The organism is Arthrobacter sp. IK3 (genome assembly GCF_051337705.1).
Classification (GTDB): Bacteria; Actinomycetota; Actinomycetes; order Actinomycetales; family Micrococcaceae; genus Arthrobacter_B; species Arthrobacter_B koreensis.
In genome coordinates this window covers 1-17,646 of sequence record NZ_JBPPSW010000011.1, presented here as the reverse complement: position 1 = coordinate 17,646, position 17,646 = coordinate 1, and the positions used below count along the sequence as shown (strand labels likewise).

15 protein-coding genes are annotated in these 17,646 nt (G+C 64.7%); 6 read left to right on the top strand and 9 right to left on the bottom strand.

Features of this window, described 5'->3' with window-relative positions; all coding sequences use genetic code 11:
* Window positions 1-13: 13 nt before the first annotated feature.
* Together ACSLGO_RS14515 and ACSLGO_RS14510 are read right to left on the bottom strand one after the other, a co-directional pair.
* Window positions 14-751, bottom strand: coding sequence for a hypothetical protein (locus ACSLGO_RS14515; RefSeq protein ID WP_386886440.1), 738 nt, complete (start codon window positions 749-751; stop codon window positions 14-16).
* A 56-nt stretch (window positions 752-807) separates the two neighbouring features.
* Entirely contained in the window at window positions 808-3,900 is a 3,093-nt protein-coding gene (locus tag ACSLGO_RS14510) for a DNRLRE domain-containing protein (RefSeq protein ID WP_263128604.1), read from the bottom strand.
* Window positions 3,901-4,142: 242 nt separating this feature from the next.
* On the opposite strand from ACSLGO_RS14510, the gene ACSLGO_RS14505 reads away from it, so the two are divergent.
* Complete coding sequence (locus ACSLGO_RS14505) at window positions 4,143-4,595, top strand: adenylyltransferase/cytidyltransferase family protein (protein WP_386886436.1); 453 nt, start codon at window positions 4,143-4,145, stop codon at window positions 4,593-4,595.
* Between the two features lie 98 nt (window positions 4,596-4,693).
* On the top strand, window positions 4,694-6,082 hold the full coding sequence (locus ACSLGO_RS14500; RefSeq protein ID WP_386886434.1) for a glycerophosphodiester phosphodiesterase: 1,389 nt from the start codon (window positions 4,694-4,696) through the stop codon (window positions 6,080-6,082).
* Between the two features lie 115 nt (window positions 6,083-6,197).
* Here ACSLGO_RS14500 and ACSLGO_RS14495 read toward each other — a convergent pair whose 3' ends face one another.
* Complete coding sequence (locus tag ACSLGO_RS14495) at window positions 6,198-6,530, bottom strand: VanZ family protein (RefSeq protein ID WP_436401370.1); 333 nt, start codon at window positions 6,528-6,530, stop codon at window positions 6,198-6,200.
* Window positions 6,531-6,589: 59 nt separating this feature from the next.
* On the bottom strand, window positions 6,590-8,839 hold the full coding sequence (locus ACSLGO_RS14490; protein WP_436401369.1) for a LamG-like jellyroll fold domain-containing protein: 2,250 nt from the start codon (window positions 8,837-8,839) through the stop codon (window positions 6,590-6,592).
* A gap of 319 nt (window positions 8,840-9,158) precedes the next feature.
* Between ACSLGO_RS14490 and ACSLGO_RS14485 the strand changes: the two genes are divergently transcribed.
* Window positions 9,159-10,475, top strand: a complete 1,317-nt coding sequence (locus tag ACSLGO_RS14485; RefSeq protein WP_386886430.1) for a cysteine desulfurase — start codon at window positions 9,159-9,161, stop codon at window positions 10,473-10,475.
* Window positions 10,476-10,477: 2 nt separating this feature from the next.
* Window positions 10,478-10,927 (top strand): Fe-S cluster assembly sulfur transfer protein SufU, encoded by a 450-nt coding sequence (gene sufU, locus ACSLGO_RS14480; protein ID WP_263128609.1) that lies wholly within the window; start codon window positions 10,478-10,480, stop codon window positions 10,925-10,927.
* Window positions 10,928-10,934: 7 nt separating this feature from the next.
* Here sufU and ACSLGO_RS14475 read toward each other — a convergent pair whose 3' ends face one another.
* Both ACSLGO_RS14475 and ACSLGO_RS14470 read right to left on the bottom strand, forming a co-directional pair.
* Window positions 10,935-11,510 carry a low molecular weight phosphatase family protein gene (locus tag ACSLGO_RS14475; RefSeq protein ID WP_386886427.1) on the bottom strand — a complete coding sequence of 192 codons (576 nt, stop codon included), beginning with the start codon at window positions 11,508-11,510 and terminating at the stop codon, window positions 10,935-10,937.
* 64 nt (window positions 11,511-11,574) lie between these two features.
* The gene (locus ACSLGO_RS14470) at window positions 11,575-13,254 is read right to left on the bottom strand and encodes an ATP-binding protein (RefSeq protein ID WP_436401368.1); all 1,680 of its coding nucleotides are present in this window, start codon (window positions 13,252-13,254) and stop codon (window positions 11,575-11,577) included.
* Window positions 13,255-13,376: 122 nt separating this feature from the next.
* On the opposite strand from ACSLGO_RS14470, the gene ACSLGO_RS14465 reads away from it, so the two are divergent.
* Window positions 13,377-14,159, top strand: coding sequence for a response regulator transcription factor (locus tag ACSLGO_RS14465; RefSeq protein ID WP_325787552.1), 783 nt, complete (start codon window positions 13,377-13,379; stop codon window positions 14,157-14,159).
* A 63-nt stretch (window positions 14,160-14,222) separates the two neighbouring features.
* Here ACSLGO_RS14465 and ACSLGO_RS14460 read toward each other — a convergent pair whose 3' ends face one another.
* From ACSLGO_RS14460 to ACSLGO_RS14450, 3 genes are all read right to left on the bottom strand, one after another.
* Window positions 14,223-14,597: a hypothetical protein gene (locus ACSLGO_RS14460; protein ID WP_325787551.1), complete on the bottom strand. Its 375-nt coding sequence runs from the start codon at window positions 14,595-14,597 to the stop codon at window positions 14,223-14,225.
* 280 nt (window positions 14,598-14,877) lie between these two features.
* Window positions 14,878-16,275, bottom strand: coding sequence for an NAD-dependent succinate-semialdehyde dehydrogenase (locus ACSLGO_RS14455; protein ID WP_377955895.1), 1,398 nt, complete (start codon window positions 16,273-16,275; stop codon window positions 14,878-14,880).
* Between the two features lie 89 nt (window positions 16,276-16,364).
* Window positions 16,365-16,856: a VanZ family protein gene (locus ACSLGO_RS14450; protein WP_436401367.1), complete on the bottom strand. Its 492-nt coding sequence runs from the start codon at window positions 16,854-16,856 to the stop codon at window positions 16,365-16,367.
* Window positions 16,857-17,085: 229 nt separating this feature from the next.
* On the opposite strand from ACSLGO_RS14450, the gene ACSLGO_RS14445 reads away from it, so the two are divergent.
* Window positions 17,086-17,598 (top strand): alternate-type signal peptide domain-containing protein, encoded by a 513-nt coding sequence (locus ACSLGO_RS14445; protein WP_091606592.1) that lies wholly within the window; start codon window positions 17,086-17,088, stop codon window positions 17,596-17,598.
* Window positions 17,599-17,646: the final 48 nt, after the last annotated feature.

Genomic DNA, 17,646 nt, shown 5'->3' with positions numbered 1-17,646 from the left:
ACCGGAAAACTAATTAGGCGCGGGCCCAGGAATAGCACTGATCCGACTCAACCCGGGCAGCGTCTGCGCCAATGGTCACGGGGGTGGTCCCGTCGTAGGAATCGATCAGTTCGCCGCTGCCTGCGTATACGGAGATCGTGCATGCCTCCGGAGACCCATAGGCGCGATATGTGCCGGGTCCAATCGAAGGTTCTTCAGCCCAGGGTGCTGCCTCCCCGACGGTGAATGCGCCATCGGGAAAACCGAGTGCCGCTGCCTCCAGCACGGGAAGCAACTCCGGACAGAGGGACGCAATGGCGTCAGAGGTGTCTGTAGCAGGATGCATGATCAGCTCGCTGAGCACGGCCTCGCCGTCCAGCTCATTGGCACTGGTCAGCTGGTCGCAATGCTCCTGACCCACCTGCAGTACGGCATTGGGGTCGTAGCCCTCCGGAACCTTGTCCGCCAGGAACTGCTGCTCCGCGGCATCGAACACCGGTTCCGGTGCCGGCTGCGGGGTCTGTAGTACTGCTTCCGGATCCTGGTCTTGCGCCTCGTCAGCTTCCGGGGAAGGGGAAGATGGCTTCGTGGGTGTTGCCTTGCCGGTGTTCCCCGTTGTTCCGGACCCGGATGCGGACGACGACGTCGCCGGGGCGGCGTCGTTGACCGATTGGGGTGAGCTACATCCGGCCGCGAGGCTGAGTCCCAGCAGAGGCAACAGCAGCAGGCCGGGAAGCCACTTGGATCGGGTTGGTTTGAGACCAGTTGTCATGTCAGGTGCCTTCTAATCGTTAGTGGAACCGGCGTGTGCGTCAGCATTCATAGCTGCTACTCAAAGACCAGGGTCAGCACGGGACGACGGGTGGAGGATGCTTCCTTGGTGTAAAACCACGCGTTGTCTGAGCCGACGCTGGTGACGCCCAGCTCAACAGAGCCGGAAAGCATGGCCGCGACGGCCTCAGGATCGAGCTGCACGGTGTACGGAGTGTTGATTGCAGTTGGTGCCACGCTGCCCAGCAGTGCTTCGGCAAGAGACGGCCGGCTGTTGTAAGTTGTGGTGGTTTCCTCCCAGGAGCCGTCTACCGCGTGGATGGTGTGCTGGTCCACGGAACCGGCCATCGACTCCGAAGTGGTGTATAGCCGCAGACTCGCCGAGCTTAGACGCATGCCCGGCGGCACATCGGTGCCGGCGGAGAATCGCAGGTAGGAGGTGTACGCCATATTTCCCCGGGAGGCCATGGAGACTGCGGCACCAAGGATCGAATTCGGTGCCCCCTGGTTGACATAAGTGTCAGCGGTGGGGATCAACGTGAGTGTCACCGGCTCAACCGGAGGCGGCCCCGCCACGGTGGCAACTGCCTGTGCGGAAGCGGGGCCCTGGTTGCCGGCTTCATCGACCGCGAGGACCCGGTAGTAGTAGGTGCCTGGGGTCAGGTCTGTATCGGTGTAGGACAACGCGGACGGTCCGGTCGTGGCCAGCAGAGAAGTTTCCGATGGCTCGAATCCGTCCGCAGCGGAGCGGTGGATCTGGTAGCCGGTGACCCCGACGTTGTCCGTCGCGGCTTGCCAAACCAGGGTTGCGGTGCCGCCTTCAACGTTCGCCGCCGTCCCGCCGACTGCCGAGGGAGCGGTGGTATCCGGCTGCGGTTCCGGTTCGGTCCCGGGGTCGGTGGATCCTCCGCCGGCGACGAAGTGGTTGACCACCTGCTCGGCGCTGAGCGCCGTCGGGTAGGCAGCAAACTCGTCGATGGATCCAGCAAGATACCCGCTGGCGGGACGGCTGGGCCAGCGGAATGTCAGGCTGTCTCCGCCCACCCGCCAGGAGCCCTTGTACTTCTGCGTCGCTGGGGTTTGGCCGTTGGCAGCAACCTTGCCGTCGATGTACATCGTCCAGCCGGCGTCGGTATGGCTGACCGCAGCATGGTGCCAGACATCGTCATTGTAGGGTGCCTGCGTCCCGGCCGCCGCCCAGGTGTTCGTACCTGTGAGGACTGCGAAGGAGAGCTTGCCGTCGTTGGTCATGTACAGGCTGCGGTCCACCGTGCCGGTGGCGTTACGGTCGCCATGGCGGTTGGGCTGGCCGGAAGCGAAGGCAAAGATCTCCCCGCCGCGGGTGGTACTGGTCTTGAACCAGGCCTCGGCGGTGTATGTGGTCGGTGCCGGGTAGCGCTGCTGACCGGAAACCTGGTCGTCGACGCCGTCGAACACGGCGCCGGTGCTGCCGGGAACTGCACCCACAGTCCCCGCAATCTGCGGTGCGCTGAAGGTGATACCGCGGTTGTTGAAGGGTGAGGTGTCCGCCGGCGCAGCCGCGTTGGCGTCGTCGAGACGCCAGTACGTGGTGGCACCGTCACGCAGGACTGCCTCGGGGTATGGCTGGGTCTCTGCGGCTGTGGTGACGGAGACCTGCGCGGAGAGGGCACTGTTGTTGGTGCCGTCGCTGGCACGGACCCTGTATGTGTAGGCCGTGCCCGGTCGGGCCGTCGTGTCCGTGAAGGACAGTTGTGGGGCATCGAACCAACGGGAGCTGCCGGCAACGGTTCCTAACGGAGTGGAGGATCCGTTGCGGTAGATGCTGTACGACAGCTCGGAATCGTCATTGTCCACGGATTGGCGCCAGCGGATGGTGTTCTGGCCAGCGGCCAAGCTGGAGACGCTGACCGTTGCCGGGGTACTGGGCGCCGCAGAGGCGGGACCGGGGCCGAAACGAGTCAGGCCCTGCTGCGGGGAACCGTTGGTGGTGGTGAACTCGCCCGCAACCCACAGCACATTGTTGGAGGCTGCTTGGGTCATGGCCATGGCCCGCGGGCCGATTCCTTCGCCGGAGCCGTCGTTGGTGTCCGGGCTCCAGCCGAGGAACGGATAAGGGTTGTCGATGTCCTGAGCGGAGAGGTGTTTGCGGGAACCGTCGGAGAAGCCGCCCATGGCACCGCAGTCGTGGATGTGGTGCCCGGCGTAGAGCACGCCGTTGTAAGGAAGCACCGCCTGCGTGGCTCCGAGGCAGACATCCTTCCACACCTGCTCGTAGTTGTTCTCCAATGACAGCCGTGCGCGCCCGTCGAAAGATGTTGGGCCGGTCCCTTCCCCAGCGATGTAGAAGTTCCCGCCGTCGCTGGCGATGTCCTTGATCACGGCGGTCCGGGGAATGTATTCACGGGTGGGGTACGTGCGTACGTTAGCGCCGGTACCCCTGTCCACGACGGCAAGGGCCTTGGAATCGGCGCCGTTCACGGTGGCGAAGTCCCCGCCGATAAGTACTATGTCGCGTCCTTCCGGCACGTCGATGGCACGTCCCACAGTGTCCACCTCAGGAGCCCAGGGCTGAAGCGCTCCGCTGGTATTGACGGCGGCGAAGAAGCGCCGGGATTGATTATTGACGGTCACGAAGTCACCGCCGATATATACGGTGTCTGCAGTGGCAGCCACGGCACGGACGGTGCTGCTGATGCTCCCGGGACGGAACCCGGTGTCCACCGTGCAGCTGGGAAGACTAATGGCTGCCAGGCGGTTCGCCGGGACGCCGTTGACCGTGGTGAAGTTGCCTCCGACGTATAGCTTGCTGCCGTCGGGGGAAACATCCATTGCCCGGACGGTGGTGCCCGTGCCCCCCGTGAAGGACAGGGCGCATGAGGTTGGGTTCCCTGTGTAGGCGTCAAAGGCGGCGAAGTTCACGGCCGCCCGGGATTGGCCGCTGCCGGCCGAGGTGCCCGGCGGACGGATCTGTGTAAAGGTTCCGCCGACGTACATCACGCCGCCGGCTTCGGCGATGGTCCAGGCAATTCCGTTAGTCTGCCACGTCGGTAGGGCGATCGCGTTGAATTCGACCCCGGGGGACAGGGCTGACGCGGGGGTGGCAACACCGATAACTGCCGTCGCGGAAAGGGCCGCGATGGAGAACATTGCCGCAAGTTTCTTCTGCACGGCTCAACCGCCTCGTTGTACTGGGGACGGGCCAACGGCCCGAAACTGACTTGAAGCTTAGCGGTGGGCGCGGGCGCTCCCTACGGTGGGAGTTACCCGATTACGGAACCCCTTTACCCCTCGCCAATACAGGTAGTACTCGTGTTTACGGGCGGCCTACTTGAATCCCGGAAATCCGCTTTACCGCGTGTCTGCGGCGTCCCAAGATGATCGGGTACCACACCATCTCTGGGGGTTAAGACATGACGGTTCGAATCGGCTACGCCTCGGGCGTTTACGACCTATTTCATATTGGGCACCTAAATCTCCTTCGCCATGCCCGCAGCAGATGTGACTACCTGATTGCTGGCGTCGCCTCCCCGGAGATGTCCGAACAGCTCAAGGGGACGACTCCGGTAGTGCCCCTGGCTGAGCGGCTGGAAATTGTGCGCAGCATCCGTCATGTGGATGCCGTGGTGGTGGATGAGCATGTTAATAAGGCCGACACCTGGGCCGAGGTGGGGTTCAACGTGTTCTTCAAAGGCGATGACTGGCGCGGCACCGAAAAAGGGGAGCGATTGGAACGGGACATGGGGCACATCAACGTTGAGGTGGTGTACCTCCCATACACGGCAACCACGTCCTCCACCATGCTCCGCCGGGCACTTACGGCGTTGGAAGGCAGACGCTCCGGGAATGCTGTCCTGAACGCATGAAGCGCGCCGATTTCCCGGGGAAGGGAACTGCCTCGGGGATCAGTCGGCGGCAGGCGCTTGGGCTGGGTGCCGCTGGCATTTGCGCCGCAGGACTGGTTTTGGCCGGTTGCAGCGGCCCTGGAGAGGACTCCGACGCCAACGCGGAAGAGCCTGCTGCTGCAACCCACACCATTGAGTCCATGCTGGCGTCCGCTCCGTTCCTCATCGCGCACCGCGGTTCCTGGGACAACTGGCCCGAGCATACGATGGCCGCCTACCTCGGAGCAGCCGAGGCGGGTGCCGTGGCTATCGAAATTTCCGTCTGTGCCACCTCGGACGGAAAACTGGTTTGCCACCATGATCTGGATAGCCAGCGCACCACCGGCCGGAAGCTGGTCATCAAGGACACAACCTATGCGGAACTCTCCGAGCTGCGAGTGGACGCGCGGCAGTGGCTGGGTCCGAACGCTCCACTGGAAAAGATCCCGTTGCTCTCCGACGTCCTGAATGCGCTGGCGGACAGCCATGTGCTATTTATCGAGGACAAGCAGGGCACAAACACCACCGAATTGCTGGACCTTATGGACAGCTATCCGAACTCTCGGGAGCACCTGATCTGGAAGCAGCCGGCCGTCGCCGGCCAGGTGGAAGCGGCAACCAGGCGTGGCTACGCCACCTGGGGCTACTTCACCCGAGACCAGCTGGACCAGGTCCCGTCTCTGCACGAGAAGTTCACCTACCTTGGCGTCCACCACTCAGCGGACGACGACGAGCTCGCCTCCGTCGTTAGCCTCGGTAAGCCAGTGATCTGCTGGGAGGTCCACACGCGCGAACTGCGGGACCGGCTGCTGAGCCTCGGCGTTGCCGGACTGATGTGTGCCAACCTTCCCTATCTGGCCCGGGACGAATCGAAAGAGAACGCCGACCGGTTTGCGGACGGGCTGCGTGCGGCCGGAGACTTGCCCTGGACGGTGGGCTTGGGCTGGGCCTTCCAGCCTCAGATCAAACCTGACTCTGCCTCCCTGCTGATGTCTGAACCAGCCAACAGCAGCTACCGGATGGGGTCCATGGCGCCGGTGCAGCGGGACGTGTTTAGTATCGCGTTCGAGATGCGCTGGCCGGAAACGCTTCCGGTGGACAACAGCCTGCACGCAGGACTCGCTTTCGGCCAGGACCTCGACCTGCCCTACCGGGTCCTGGTTCCCGGCGACGTGGGTGGCTACCATCTGGTGATCCGGCCCACCGGGCAGATGACGCTGCTGCTGCGGCACCCCGGCGAAGCTGGCGGACTGCGGCTGGGCATGGTGGATACTGCAGCCGCTGTTCCAGGGAAGTGGATGTCCTTCCGCCTTGATATGGCACCCGACGGGATCCGTTATTCGCGGCTCGACGGCGAGGGGTGGGCCGGGATGTCCCCGGACCGGCGCTACCGTGGCGGCTATTTCTCCTTGTGCCGCAACTATGCCGAACCCACGCCGGTAGAGTTCCGTGCCGTGAAGGTCAGCTAAGCCCGCTGGACTGGCGTGTTGCGCGGCGATCCGTGCCGGGATCTCGCCGGACCGCGGCGCCATGTCCCCGGAGCAACGCGCCAGTGCCTACACCAATCATGGCCCCCATACTGTTTTATGTGATGTCGTCCCCGCTGGCCGATCTGGCTGGCAGCAGCAACTGCGCGAGTTCCATTGCCACGGAGAAACAGACACAAAGCGCCACGGCGAGCCACCACAACCGCCTCGGCAGCAGCAGGGATGCAACCAACCCTGGGACCACGAACAGCGCCACGTTGGCCACCTGTTCAACGGCTCTGTAGGTCACCCAGCCGGGCAATCCGCGGTCCTTCATCCAGGAAATCGCCCTCAGTACGTCCCCGTATACCGGGCGGTCCACTGGAGAAGGCCACAGGAGTATTGCCGAGACTGCCGTGGCGGCGGCGAGGGCAGCGCACCAGAGTGCCACCGTCCTCCACCGCCGGCCGTGCAGTCTGGAGCTACCCAAGGAGGCGTGCCGGCACGAAGTTACCGCCGTCCGAGCTGGTTGTGGGTGCTCACCTGCGCGGAGGTGAGCACCGAAGGATAGTACGCGAACTCGTCAATGCTGCCCTTGAACCAGCGGCTGGAGGGGGCCTCGGGCCAATTGCCGGCCCCGATTTGATCCCCGCCGATCCGCCAGGATCCCGCGGCCGTTTGAGTACCGGTCACGGTGTTGGAAGCCACCCGCACCCCGTCCACGTAGAGCGACATACCGGCAGGCCCCTGAGTGGCCACCACATGGTGCCAGGAGTTGTCATTGTAGGTGCCTGGCGACTTGACGGTTCTTGCCGCGCCCCCGGTCCATTCGCCGAAGATCAGGTTGCCGGCGTTGGTCATATAGACGTGCCGACCATAGTTGCTGCTCAGTCCAGGGTTGGCGCCGTCACGCCGCGGAAGCCCGTTGCCGAAGCCCATGATTTTTCCGCCCGTTGTGGTGTTGGTGCGGAACCAGGATTCCACGGTGTAGACGCCCGGAGCGGCAATAAGCTGCGGTCCATAGATGAAGTCGTCCACGCCGTCGAACGAAGTGGCCTTGTTCGCGTCCCCGGTGAGCGCACCGGCGGCGCTGGCCATCACGGGTTTGCCATACGGCAGCCCTATGCGGTTCCCGGGGGAGGAATCCCCGGCCGCGTTGAAGGTTTCACCCAGGCGCCAGTAGGTGGCGGCGCCGTCGGCCAGTACTGCGGCGGGATATTGAGGCGGAGTGGTGGAGGTGACCACATAGACCTGCGCCGAGAGCGGGCCCACGTGCCCGTCCGGATCATTGGCGCGGACCCGGTAGGAATAGCCGATGCCGGGCGTGGCTGTGGTGTCCGTGAAGGACGCCTGCGGCAGGTCCCACCAGAGCGAGGACGCCTGGACGGTCCCCAGCGGGGTGGACGAGCCGTTGCGGTAGACGCTGTAGGTCAGATTCGAATCGTCCGGGTCCGAGGTGGTCTGCCACCGGATGACGTTCTGCCCGGCGGTGAGTGACTCGGCAGCAACGAACTGCGGTGTGCCGGGTCCTGCGGTGCCGGGGCCGGGTCCAAAACGGGTCAACCCCTGCTGTCCCTTGCCGTTGACGGTGGTGAACTCGCCGCCGGACCAGAGCACGTCATTGCTCCCGGTGGTGGTGTGGACCAGGGCGCGCGGGCCGATGCCTTCGCCGATGCCGTCATTCGTGATGGGGTTCCACTGCAGCATGGGGGACGGCCGGTCCACGTCCTGCGCACTGAGGTGGATCCGCACGCCGTCCGTGAAGCCGTTCATGCTGGCGCAGTTGTGCGCGTGGTGGGCGGAGTACAGGGCCCGGTTGTAGACGGATACTGCCTGCGTGGCCCCCAGGCAGGTGTCCCGCCACACCTGGTTATAGGTGCCCAGATCAAAGCGGGCCCGGCCGTCGAACACGCCGCCGCCGGTTCCCTCGTTGCCGATGAAAAAGCTGGTGCCGTCCGAGTCGATAGACTTCACCACGGACGTACGGGGGATGAAAAAGTTCGGATAGGTGCGCACGTTCCCGCCGGTCAAACGATTCACCACGGCCAAGGCTTTGGAATCCGCACCGTTCATGGTCAGAAAGTCCCCGCCCAAAATCACCACGTCCTTCCCTGGCGGAGCGTGAAGGACGCGCACCGGTTCGTCGCCGTTGGCGGTCCAGGGCAGCAGTGCTCCGGTGGTGCTGACCGCTGCGGCCATGGACCTGCTGGTGCCTCCCACGGTCCTGAAGTCGCCGCCGAAGTAAACCGTGTTGTCCGTAGATTCGATGGCCCGGACGGTCGCGGAGACCCCGCCGGGTCGGAAGTCGGTCTTCACCGTGCACCCGGGAAGGTTCACGGCCGCGATCCGGGTAGTGGTGACGCCGTTGACCGCCCCGAAATTTCCCCCGATGTACAGGGTGCGGCCGTCCGGAGAAACATCCAGGGCCCGAACCGTGGCACTGCCGCCCGTGACGGAAAGGTTGCAGTTGGTGGGATTGCCGGTGTACGCGTCGAAGGCTGCAAAGTTCACGGCGCTGCGGGATCCGGAACCGCCGGCTCCGACACCGGGCGGGCGGACGGCGGTGAAGGTGCCTCCGGCGTAAATGATGCCGTTGGCCTCCGCCAGCGCCCAGACTATGCCGTTGGTCTGCCAGGTAGGCAGGTCATTGGCTGCAAACGAAACTCCCGGGCTGATGGCATTGGCTGGGGCAGCCAGTCCGAACAGGGAAGCAGTGACCATCACCGCTCCGGTAAGCAACGCGGTCATTTTTTTGCGCATGTTTCCCACCCACGATCTCAGTGCGGTCCAAACGGATGGCAGGAACCTAGCGGGCGGGAAGCAGAACGTTAACGCGGGCGCATACCCGCCTTTTGCAGCCGAGCTACCTAGCCGGGACTGCACGCCCCGCACCCCAACGTTGGGCTCTGGATGAAACTCCCGTCCGGGGCCGGGTGCAAACTCCCACTTGACTCCCGATTCGGGCAGGCAAACAGGAACTTAGGCCACACTCAGATGCCAGGGCGCCCGCACCGTGGGATGATTAGGGAAGATTTGTCTTGCGTAATGCAGGCTTCCGCCAGCTCAAGGAGTAACAGACGTGCCCGTGGTGACAACCCCCGCAACGCTGCGCCCGTCCGCCGGGCCGATCGACAACGCCGAGGTGCTTCGCATCCGCAATGACTTCCCCATCCTGGACCAGCACGTCAACGGCCGGCCGCTGGTGTACCTGGATTCGGGTGCCACCTCGCAGAACCCGCTGAGCGTGATCGAAGCCGAGCAGGAGTTCTACGAACAGCGCAACTCGGCCGTGCACCGCGGTGCGCACACCCTGGCCGTCGCGGCAACGGACGTGTTCGAGGACGCCCGCACCGCAATCGCCGGTTTTGTGAACGCTGCTCCCGACGAGATTGTCTGGACCTCCAACGCCACCGAGGCGCTGAACCTGCTCACCTACTCCTTCTCCAACGCTTCCGCCGACCGCGGCGGGGCAGCGGCCCGCCGCTTCGCGCTGGGCGAGGGGGACGAGATTGTGGTCACCGAGATGGAACACCACGCCAACCTGATTCCCTGGCAGGAACTTGCTGCCCGCACCGGAGCAACGCTGCGCTGGATCCCGGTGGATGACGCCGGTGCGCTGCGGCTTGACGAGGCCGAGCAAATCATCGGCCCGCGTACCAAGGTGCTGTCCTTCACCCATGCCTCTAACGTGCTGGGCACCATCAACCCGGTGTCCGACCTGGTGACGATGGCCCGCCTGCACGGTGCGCTGGTGGTGCTGGATGCGTGCCAGTCCGTGCCGCACCTGCCCGTGGACGTGAAGGCCCTTGACGTGGACTTCGCCGCGTTCTCCGGGCACAAGATGCTCGGCCCCACCGGTATTGGCGTGCTCTACGGCAAGGCCGCACTGCTCAACGCTCTGCCCCCGTTCCTGACCGGCGGTTCCATGATCACCACCGTCACCATGGACAAGGCCGAGTACCTGCCCGCCCCGCAGCGCTTTGAGGCCGGCACCCAGCGGATTTCCCAGGCCATGGCACTGGGCACGGCGGCCAACTACCTGCAGGAAACCGGCATGGACCGGATCCATGCATGGGAGATGGAACTGGGCCAGCGCCTGGTCTCCGGGCTGGAAGCCATTGAGGGTATCCGCGTGGTGGGTCCGCCGTCGGGCGTTGAGCGCATTGGGCTGGCCGCGTTCGACGTCGCCGGCGTCCACTCGCACGACGTGGGCCAGTTCCTGGATGACAAGGGAATCGCGGTGCGGGTGGGCCATCATTGCGCACAGCCGCTGCACCGCCGGCTGGGGCTGGTGTCCACCACCCGGGCCAGCACCTATTTGTACAACACCACTGACGACGTCGACGCGTTCCTGGACGCGGTGGCCGGCGTGCGTCCGTTCTTTGGAGTGAAGTAGCTATGAGCTCGGATTTGGAACAGCTGTACCAACAGATCATCCTTGACCACGCCAGGACCCGGCACGGCGAGGGCCTGCAGGACGCGCCGGCCGGAGCTTCGGCGGGGGAGTCCCATCAGCTGAACCCCACCTGCGGGGATGAGATCACCCTCCGCGCGGTGCTGGGCGGGGAAACCCTGGAGGGCGTGAGCTGGGAGGGGCAGGGCTGTTCCATCTCCATGGCGTCGGCCTCCGTGCTGACGGACCTGATGGCAGGGATGCCGCGGGCTGAGGCACTGAGCTTGGTGGAGAACTTCCGCGAGGTCATGCGGTCGCGCGGCACCGTGCAGGCTGACGAGGAAGTGCTTGGCGACGCCGCTGCCTTCTCCGGTGTTTCGCGTTATCCGGCGCGGGTCAAGTGCGCCATGCTCGCGTGGGTGGCGCTGGAAGAGGCCGTACTCGCTGCGCAGTAGCGGCCTTTCACCGGTACTGGGCCTCCCAATCCAGAATGCTTCTTACTGCCGGGACAAGCTCTCGGACCATCTGCTGGTAGACGGCGTCTTCGCGGCGGAACGGGTCAGTGACGTCGTCACCGGCAGGGTCGGACGTACGAGCCGTCCTCAGCCGGAGGGCCTTTGGGAGCGCGGTGCGCCATCGTTCAACGGCTGTAGCGCGCGCATCCCCCTCCACGGCCGGTAAAAGCCTTGCGAGTTCCCGGACTGTTAACGTGCGACGAAGCATCCCCGGCGCGAGCTGCAGTACCTGGCTGCGGTGAGCACGGGTCATGGTCAGCACAAGGTCTTTGTCTGACAGGATGTCCTCCGTGAGCTGCCGAGAGCAGAAGCCGCTTGAACTGGCTCCAAACACATTGATGAATCCAGCGACACGCGGTTCGATATCGTGCCCCTGCAGAGCGGCGGTTCCGGCGCTTGACACCTCGAACTCGCCGGGTGCGAGGGAGTCGAAACCGGCTTGGAACAGACGCTCGCCCATGGGCGAACGGCAGATGTTGCCGGTGCACACGATCAGGATGCGATAAGGGACCTGGTTAGTCATGTTCTCGGATTCCACTAAAAGACAGCCGCTAAAGCAGCAATGTCAGGGGCAATGCGGATCGACTCTACCTTGCCATACCCGGCCTGAGCGGCAGCTCCACCCGGAACACGGTTCCGCGCCCCACCTCGGATGCTACGGAGATCCGTCCGCCGTGGGCGTCGACGATGTCCCGGGTAATGCCCAGGCCAAGTCCGACGCCGGGAATTGCCGCTTTCTTCACCGCGGCCGAGCGGAAGAACCGGTTGAACGCTTCGGCCTGTTCCGCCTCGGTCATGCCCATGCCCTGATCCTGGACTTCCAGGACGGCAATGCTGCTTTCGGCGCGGACCCGGATGGTGACCGTGCCGCCGCCGGGGGAGTATTTGATGGCGTTTGAAAGCAGGTTGTCCAGCACCTGCTGGACCCGGACGGGATCAAAGAAACCGCGCACATCTTCAGGGATGTCCAGTGCCAGCTCGACGCCGGCAGCATCGGCGCGTGGCTGGGCGGACCAGGCGGAGGAGGCAGCCAGCTCCCGGAGGGACAGCTCTACGGGCTCGAGGTGAACTGAGCCCGCGGCCGTCGTCAGCAGGTCAGCGACCAGGACCAGCAGCCGCTCAGCGTTGCGTATGGCCACGGTAAGTGACGCCGTCAGCGCGGCGGAGTCACTGCGTTCCTCCGCTTCGCCGATCGCCAGATCCAGGTAGCCGATGATGGAGGTCAGCGGCGTGCGCAGTTCGTGGGAGACGCTGGCCACGAAATCCTCCTTGGCCCTCAGCGCCTGCAGCATTTCGGTGACGTCACCGAACGCGATGACAGACCCGTTGAAATCCCCGTTCTCGTCCGTGAGCGGACGGGCGGACACAGTCATTGCCCGCTGTTCCGCACCGCGGCCCACCGAAACCAGGACGTCCGAATAAGCTTCGCGGCGCATGGCCCGGGCAACGGGGCGTTCTTCCGCCGGCATCGGAGTAACGCCGTCGGGCAGGTAGAGGTGCATGTCTTCCTCGGCCCAGTTCCCGGTGTGCGAGGGAAGCGCCAGCTCGTGAGTGGTCAGCTGGCGGTTGTTCATCAGCATCACGTGGCCGTCCTTGGCCAGGACCACCACTCCCACATCGATCGTGTCCAGTACGGCGTCCAGGAGCCGCGCCCGCCGGCGGCTGTCCTGCAGGCTGCGCTTGAGCTCCCGGTCCTTCTCTTCCAGGGCGTGCTGCTGCCTCGAGGCATCCTGCGTCATGACCGTGGCCGACTTATGGACCAGCAGCATGATGACGGGGACAAGCAGGGACCGGGCAAAATCCCGAAGGTCCGGGCTCGTGCCGATTAACGGACTCCAGACCACCAGCAGGGATCCCGCGATGGTGAGGACAGACGCCGCCCGGGGGGCAAAGCCGGACCAGGCGAGCCAGAACACCGGGAACACCGTGAGCAGGAGCATGCCGGTGACATCAGGCTGGACCGCGCGGAAAAGCAGCGCAATGGCTACGAAATCCAGGATTGGAATTACCCAGTAGGCCGCGTCGAAGAACTTTTCCCACGGGAGCCCGGCCGAAAGCAGCGTTAGCAGGACCATGAGTCCCAGGCCCCAGAGGTAGACCGGGTCCTGGAACGCGGAGGGTTTGTTCAGCAGAACGATGGGAACCGAAACAAGCATTGCCAGGAACAGCGGCAACTGGCTGAGGCCGACTCGGGTGCGCAGGCTCAGTTCGTGGAAATCCCTGCGAATTCCAAGCACGGACAGGGCATTGCCCCGAAAGCTGGACATCTGCCCGGTACCTCGCATTTTCGCCGTGAATGGAATCCATAGTTTATGCGCTGAGGCTGTAGGATGCCGAATAAGGGGAGCGGGTACAGCAGGTCTCGCAGGACAGGAAAAACCAAGAAGCTATGGAAACTCAGCGCGTCGCCGTCATTATCGAGGACGACAAGGACATTCGCGATCTTCTTCACGCAGTACTCCAGCAGTCTGGTTTTGAAGTCCACGCCAGCCCCACCGGGCTGGAGGGAGTCGAGGCGGTACGCCTGCACAATCCTGCCGTTGTCACCCTGGACCTGGGCCTGCCGGACATCGACGGCTTCGAAGTCATCCGGCAGCTGCGTCTCTTCAGCGACGCCTACATTGTGATGCTGACGGCCCGCGCAGAAGAGCTTGACACCCTGATGGGTCTCGAGGCCGGCGCGGACGACTACATCACCAAGCCGTTCCGCCCGCGGGAACTGCGTGCCCGGATCTCGGCGATGATGCGCCGCCCCCGCAAGGACTCGGTCCCGGCCGCCCCGGAAACAGCAGCCGTCCCCGCGCCGCAGCCCCCGGCAGCCGAGACACCTGCCGGGCACCATGATGACGTCTTTAGCCACAACGGCCTGGTGCTCGACGCCGGGACGCGCACCACGGTGCTGTCCGGCAAGGACGTTGAACTGACGCGCACAGAGTTCGACCTGCTGCACGCCCTGCTGGAGAGCGGGCGCCGGGTACGGAGCAAGACGGACCTCGTGCGCCGGCTGCGCGGCGAGGACTACGACACGGGCTCCTACATCAGCGAATCGGATGAACGCACCATTGAAGTCCACGTGGGCAACCTCCGGCGCAAGCTGGGCGACGATTCCAGGTCGCCGCGCTGGCTGGAGACGGTTCGCGGCGTAGGCTACCGGCTGGCACCGGCCAGTTAGCCTGCCACCTCACCAAGCGGCAGGCCGGGTTGCGCCACAGGCCCTGTCCGGGAGAGGGCGCGGCTAGATAGCGTCCAGCATTTCCCGCAGCGACGCCAGGGTGGCCGCACCGCACTCCTGCATGGGTTCCAGCAGGGACAGCAGTCCCTGGATGTCTGTTCGGCCCACCATTTCCTGGGCTATTCCTGCGTAGCCGGCGAGGCGCTTCGCTCCGGCCATGTGGCTGGAAATTTTGATGCTGAGCACCACGTCCATGGCGCCGGGGTAGTCTTCGCCGTCGAGCGAATTCACCAGCCGCCGGTATCGGCCTTCCCACATGTCTATGTAATTGCCGACGAACTGGCGGCAAATCTCCGGGCCCATCTGCCTGCTCAGCTCGCGCAGCGAAGCGCTCGAGACCAGGACGTGGGAAACCGGGCTGTCAATCACGACGGTCATGCCGGATAACGGGCGGAAGCAGCGGCACGGGCGCGGGTTGCGCGGCCCGGAGGCGCGGTGCTTGGGCGGGGAGACATGGGGGGGTCCTCCTGGAGGGCAGCCGTCCCCTTCTGGGGGAGGGCAGGTGGATCAGTACCGCCAACGGTTCCATGCCAAGCTCAGGAACTGTCCCCGGCGAGGCTCAAGATCTCAGAAAGTTTGCTGAGGATTCCTGCAGGCCCACGAAAACGACGGCGCCTGCCCCACAGGGGAGCAGGCGCCGTCGCGGTCGCTGCAACGCCTAGTCGGCGATGTAGAAGAGCCTCTTATTCACGAACTCATCCATGCCCAGCGGGCCGAGTTCCCGGCCGTAGCCTGAACGCTTGACGCCGCCGAAGGGAATGTCCGCTCCCTCGCCGACACCGTTGACGTTGGCCATGCCAACCTGGAGCTGCTGGGCAACCCTGCGGGCGCGCTCCTCATCCGTCGAAAAGACTGCGCCGCCCAGCCCGTAATCGGAGTCGTTGGCAAGGCGGACGGCTTCCTCATCGCTGCCCACCTTGTAGACCACTGCCACCGGACCGAACAGCTCTTCGCGGTAGGCACGCATTTCCGGTGTGATGCCGGTCAGGACTGCGGGAGCCAGGTATGCGGCCGGACCGTCCTGCAGGGTTCCGCCGGCGTGCAGGGTGGCTCCCTTGTCCACGGCGTCCTGGATCTGCTCGGCGAGCCCCTCGGCGGCTGCGCGGGAGGACAGCGGAGCGTACGTACCGTCGGCAGCCTCGGCGGGGTCACCGGGCTTGAGGTCCTTGGCAAGGTCCGTCAGTTCAGCCACGAAATCGTCGAAGATGTCCTCCGCCACGATCATGCGCTTGTTGGAGTTGCAGGCCTGCCCGGTGTTCTCGATCCGGGTAGCCCAGGCATTGGCCGCCGATTCCTTGACGTCCTCGGTGTCCAGTACCACGTACGGGTCCGAGCCGCCGAGTTCCAGCACCACCTTCTTGAGGTTCTTGCCGGCGAGCTCGCCGATGATGGCACCGGCACGCTCGGAGCCGGTGAGGGATACACCCTGGACGCGGGGATCCGCGATGATGTCCGCGATCTGGTCATGGCTGGCGAAGACATTCTGGTAAACGCCGGCCGGAACTCCGGCGTCGTCCATGATCTTCTGGATCGCCAGGGCGGACTTGGGGCAGGACTCAGCGTGCTTGAGGACGATCGTGTTGCCCAGCATCAGGTTCGGCGCCGCGAAGCGTGCCACCTGGTAGTACGGGTAATTCCACGGCATGATGCCGAGCAGCGGGCCAACCGGCAGCTTCTGGATCATGGCGCGGCCGCCGCCGATTGCCTTGATTTCCTGATCCGCAGCAAGCGCAGGGCCCTCAGTGGCGAAGTAGTTGAAGATGTCCGTGCAGTACTCAGCCTCGCCGGCGGACTCCGGAAGCGGCTTGCCCATCTCTTCGGTGATGATTGCCGCGAGCTCATCCTTGCGCTCGGTAAACAGCTCACCGATGCGGGCAACGATCCGTCCGCGTTCCTCGATGGGAACCTCCCGCCAGGACTCGTAGGCTGCCTGCGACGCTGCAAGGGCATCCTGGATCTCGGCGTCGGTTGCCAGCGGGAATTCTTCCCCGGGTTCACCGGTGGCGGGGTTCACTACCCGGTAGGACCTGGCCGTTGTCTTGGAAGTGGTGCTCACGTCCGTACTCCTTACGCATTTATGTGGGTTATGTCATCATGCCGCGAAACTCCCTCCCGGGTAAACAAAATGCCTGATGGTGACACGAATCAGGAACCCGCGGCCGCTTTCCGCGGTGGCTGGCGGCGCGCCGGGCGGCGCTTCGTGCCGCGGGAGCGCCAGGCATAGACCGCGATGGTGCCCAGCGCAGCCCCCAGCCCGTTGGCCATGACGTCGTGCGGGGTGGCGTACCGCCCGGGAAGCAGCAGCGCCTGGGCCGCTTCTATGCCCGCTGAAACGCAGAGGCCGACGACGGCGGCAAGCCAGCACCAGCGCGGAGTCAGCCAGGCGGCGAGCAGCAGGCCGGCCGGGAAGAACAGTGCCACGTTGGCTACCGCTTCAACCAGCGTGTAATCGACCCACCCCGGTGCGCCGAGGGAGTGGAACAGTTCAAGCGCATGGTCGAGGTAGCCGCGCAGGCCCCGGTCCACGGGCTGCGGCCAGAAAACGACGCTGGCCAGCAGAACCGCATAGGCCGCCAGGCCCAGCGCCAGAAGATGGCGGCGGGGCCTGCGGGCCGCAGGAACTGCCTGCATATCCATCGGTTCCTCGCTGCCTGGCGGCCCTTCCGGGGGCTGGATGTGGTCAAAGGTGCGGCTGCACGGGCCGGATTGCGCAGATTTTGCGGCCTTGTTGCGGACCTCTTGAGCATTGTCGCAAGGTTTTCCAAACCCTGTGCCGGGACGGCCCGGTTTCTTGAGAATTGGATAGCAGATTAGTCATGTCGGCGGGAAGAGTTCCCGCCGGGCACTCAACTGTTAGGGGATACGAATGAACAAGATGGCTAAAGGCGCACTGGCAACCGGCGTAGGCGTGGCACTGCTTCTCGGCGGCGGCGGAACGCTGGCGATCTGGAACGACACCGCCAACGCCACCACCGGTTCGATCGTTGCCGGCAACCTGGACCTCGAGTCAGGTGCCGCCGTCTGGAAGAAGTCGGATGGAACCGTCATTCCCAACATCTCCAACTACAAGGTGGTCCCGGGTGAGGTGCTGAAGTTCGAGCAGCCCCTGACCATCGAGCTCAGCGGTGACCAGCTCAAGGCCACCCTGGCACCGGACTTCGGCGCAACGTCGAACGGCTTCTCCAGCCAGCTGAGCTACGACTACAAGATCACGCAGGCCGGCACCGAGCTCAAGGGCCGCGACCTGACCTCCGCCAACTCCGGTGCCGCACTGGTCACCGCTACCGTCACCTTCAACAAGGCCGCCGGCAACGACACGCGGAAGGCAACCCAGGACCTCTCCAAGATCACGTACAAGCTGGACCAGGTCATCCGCTAGATCCTGCTTCATCTGTTCATTCGTGCCGTGGGGGGGGGGCGCCGCCCC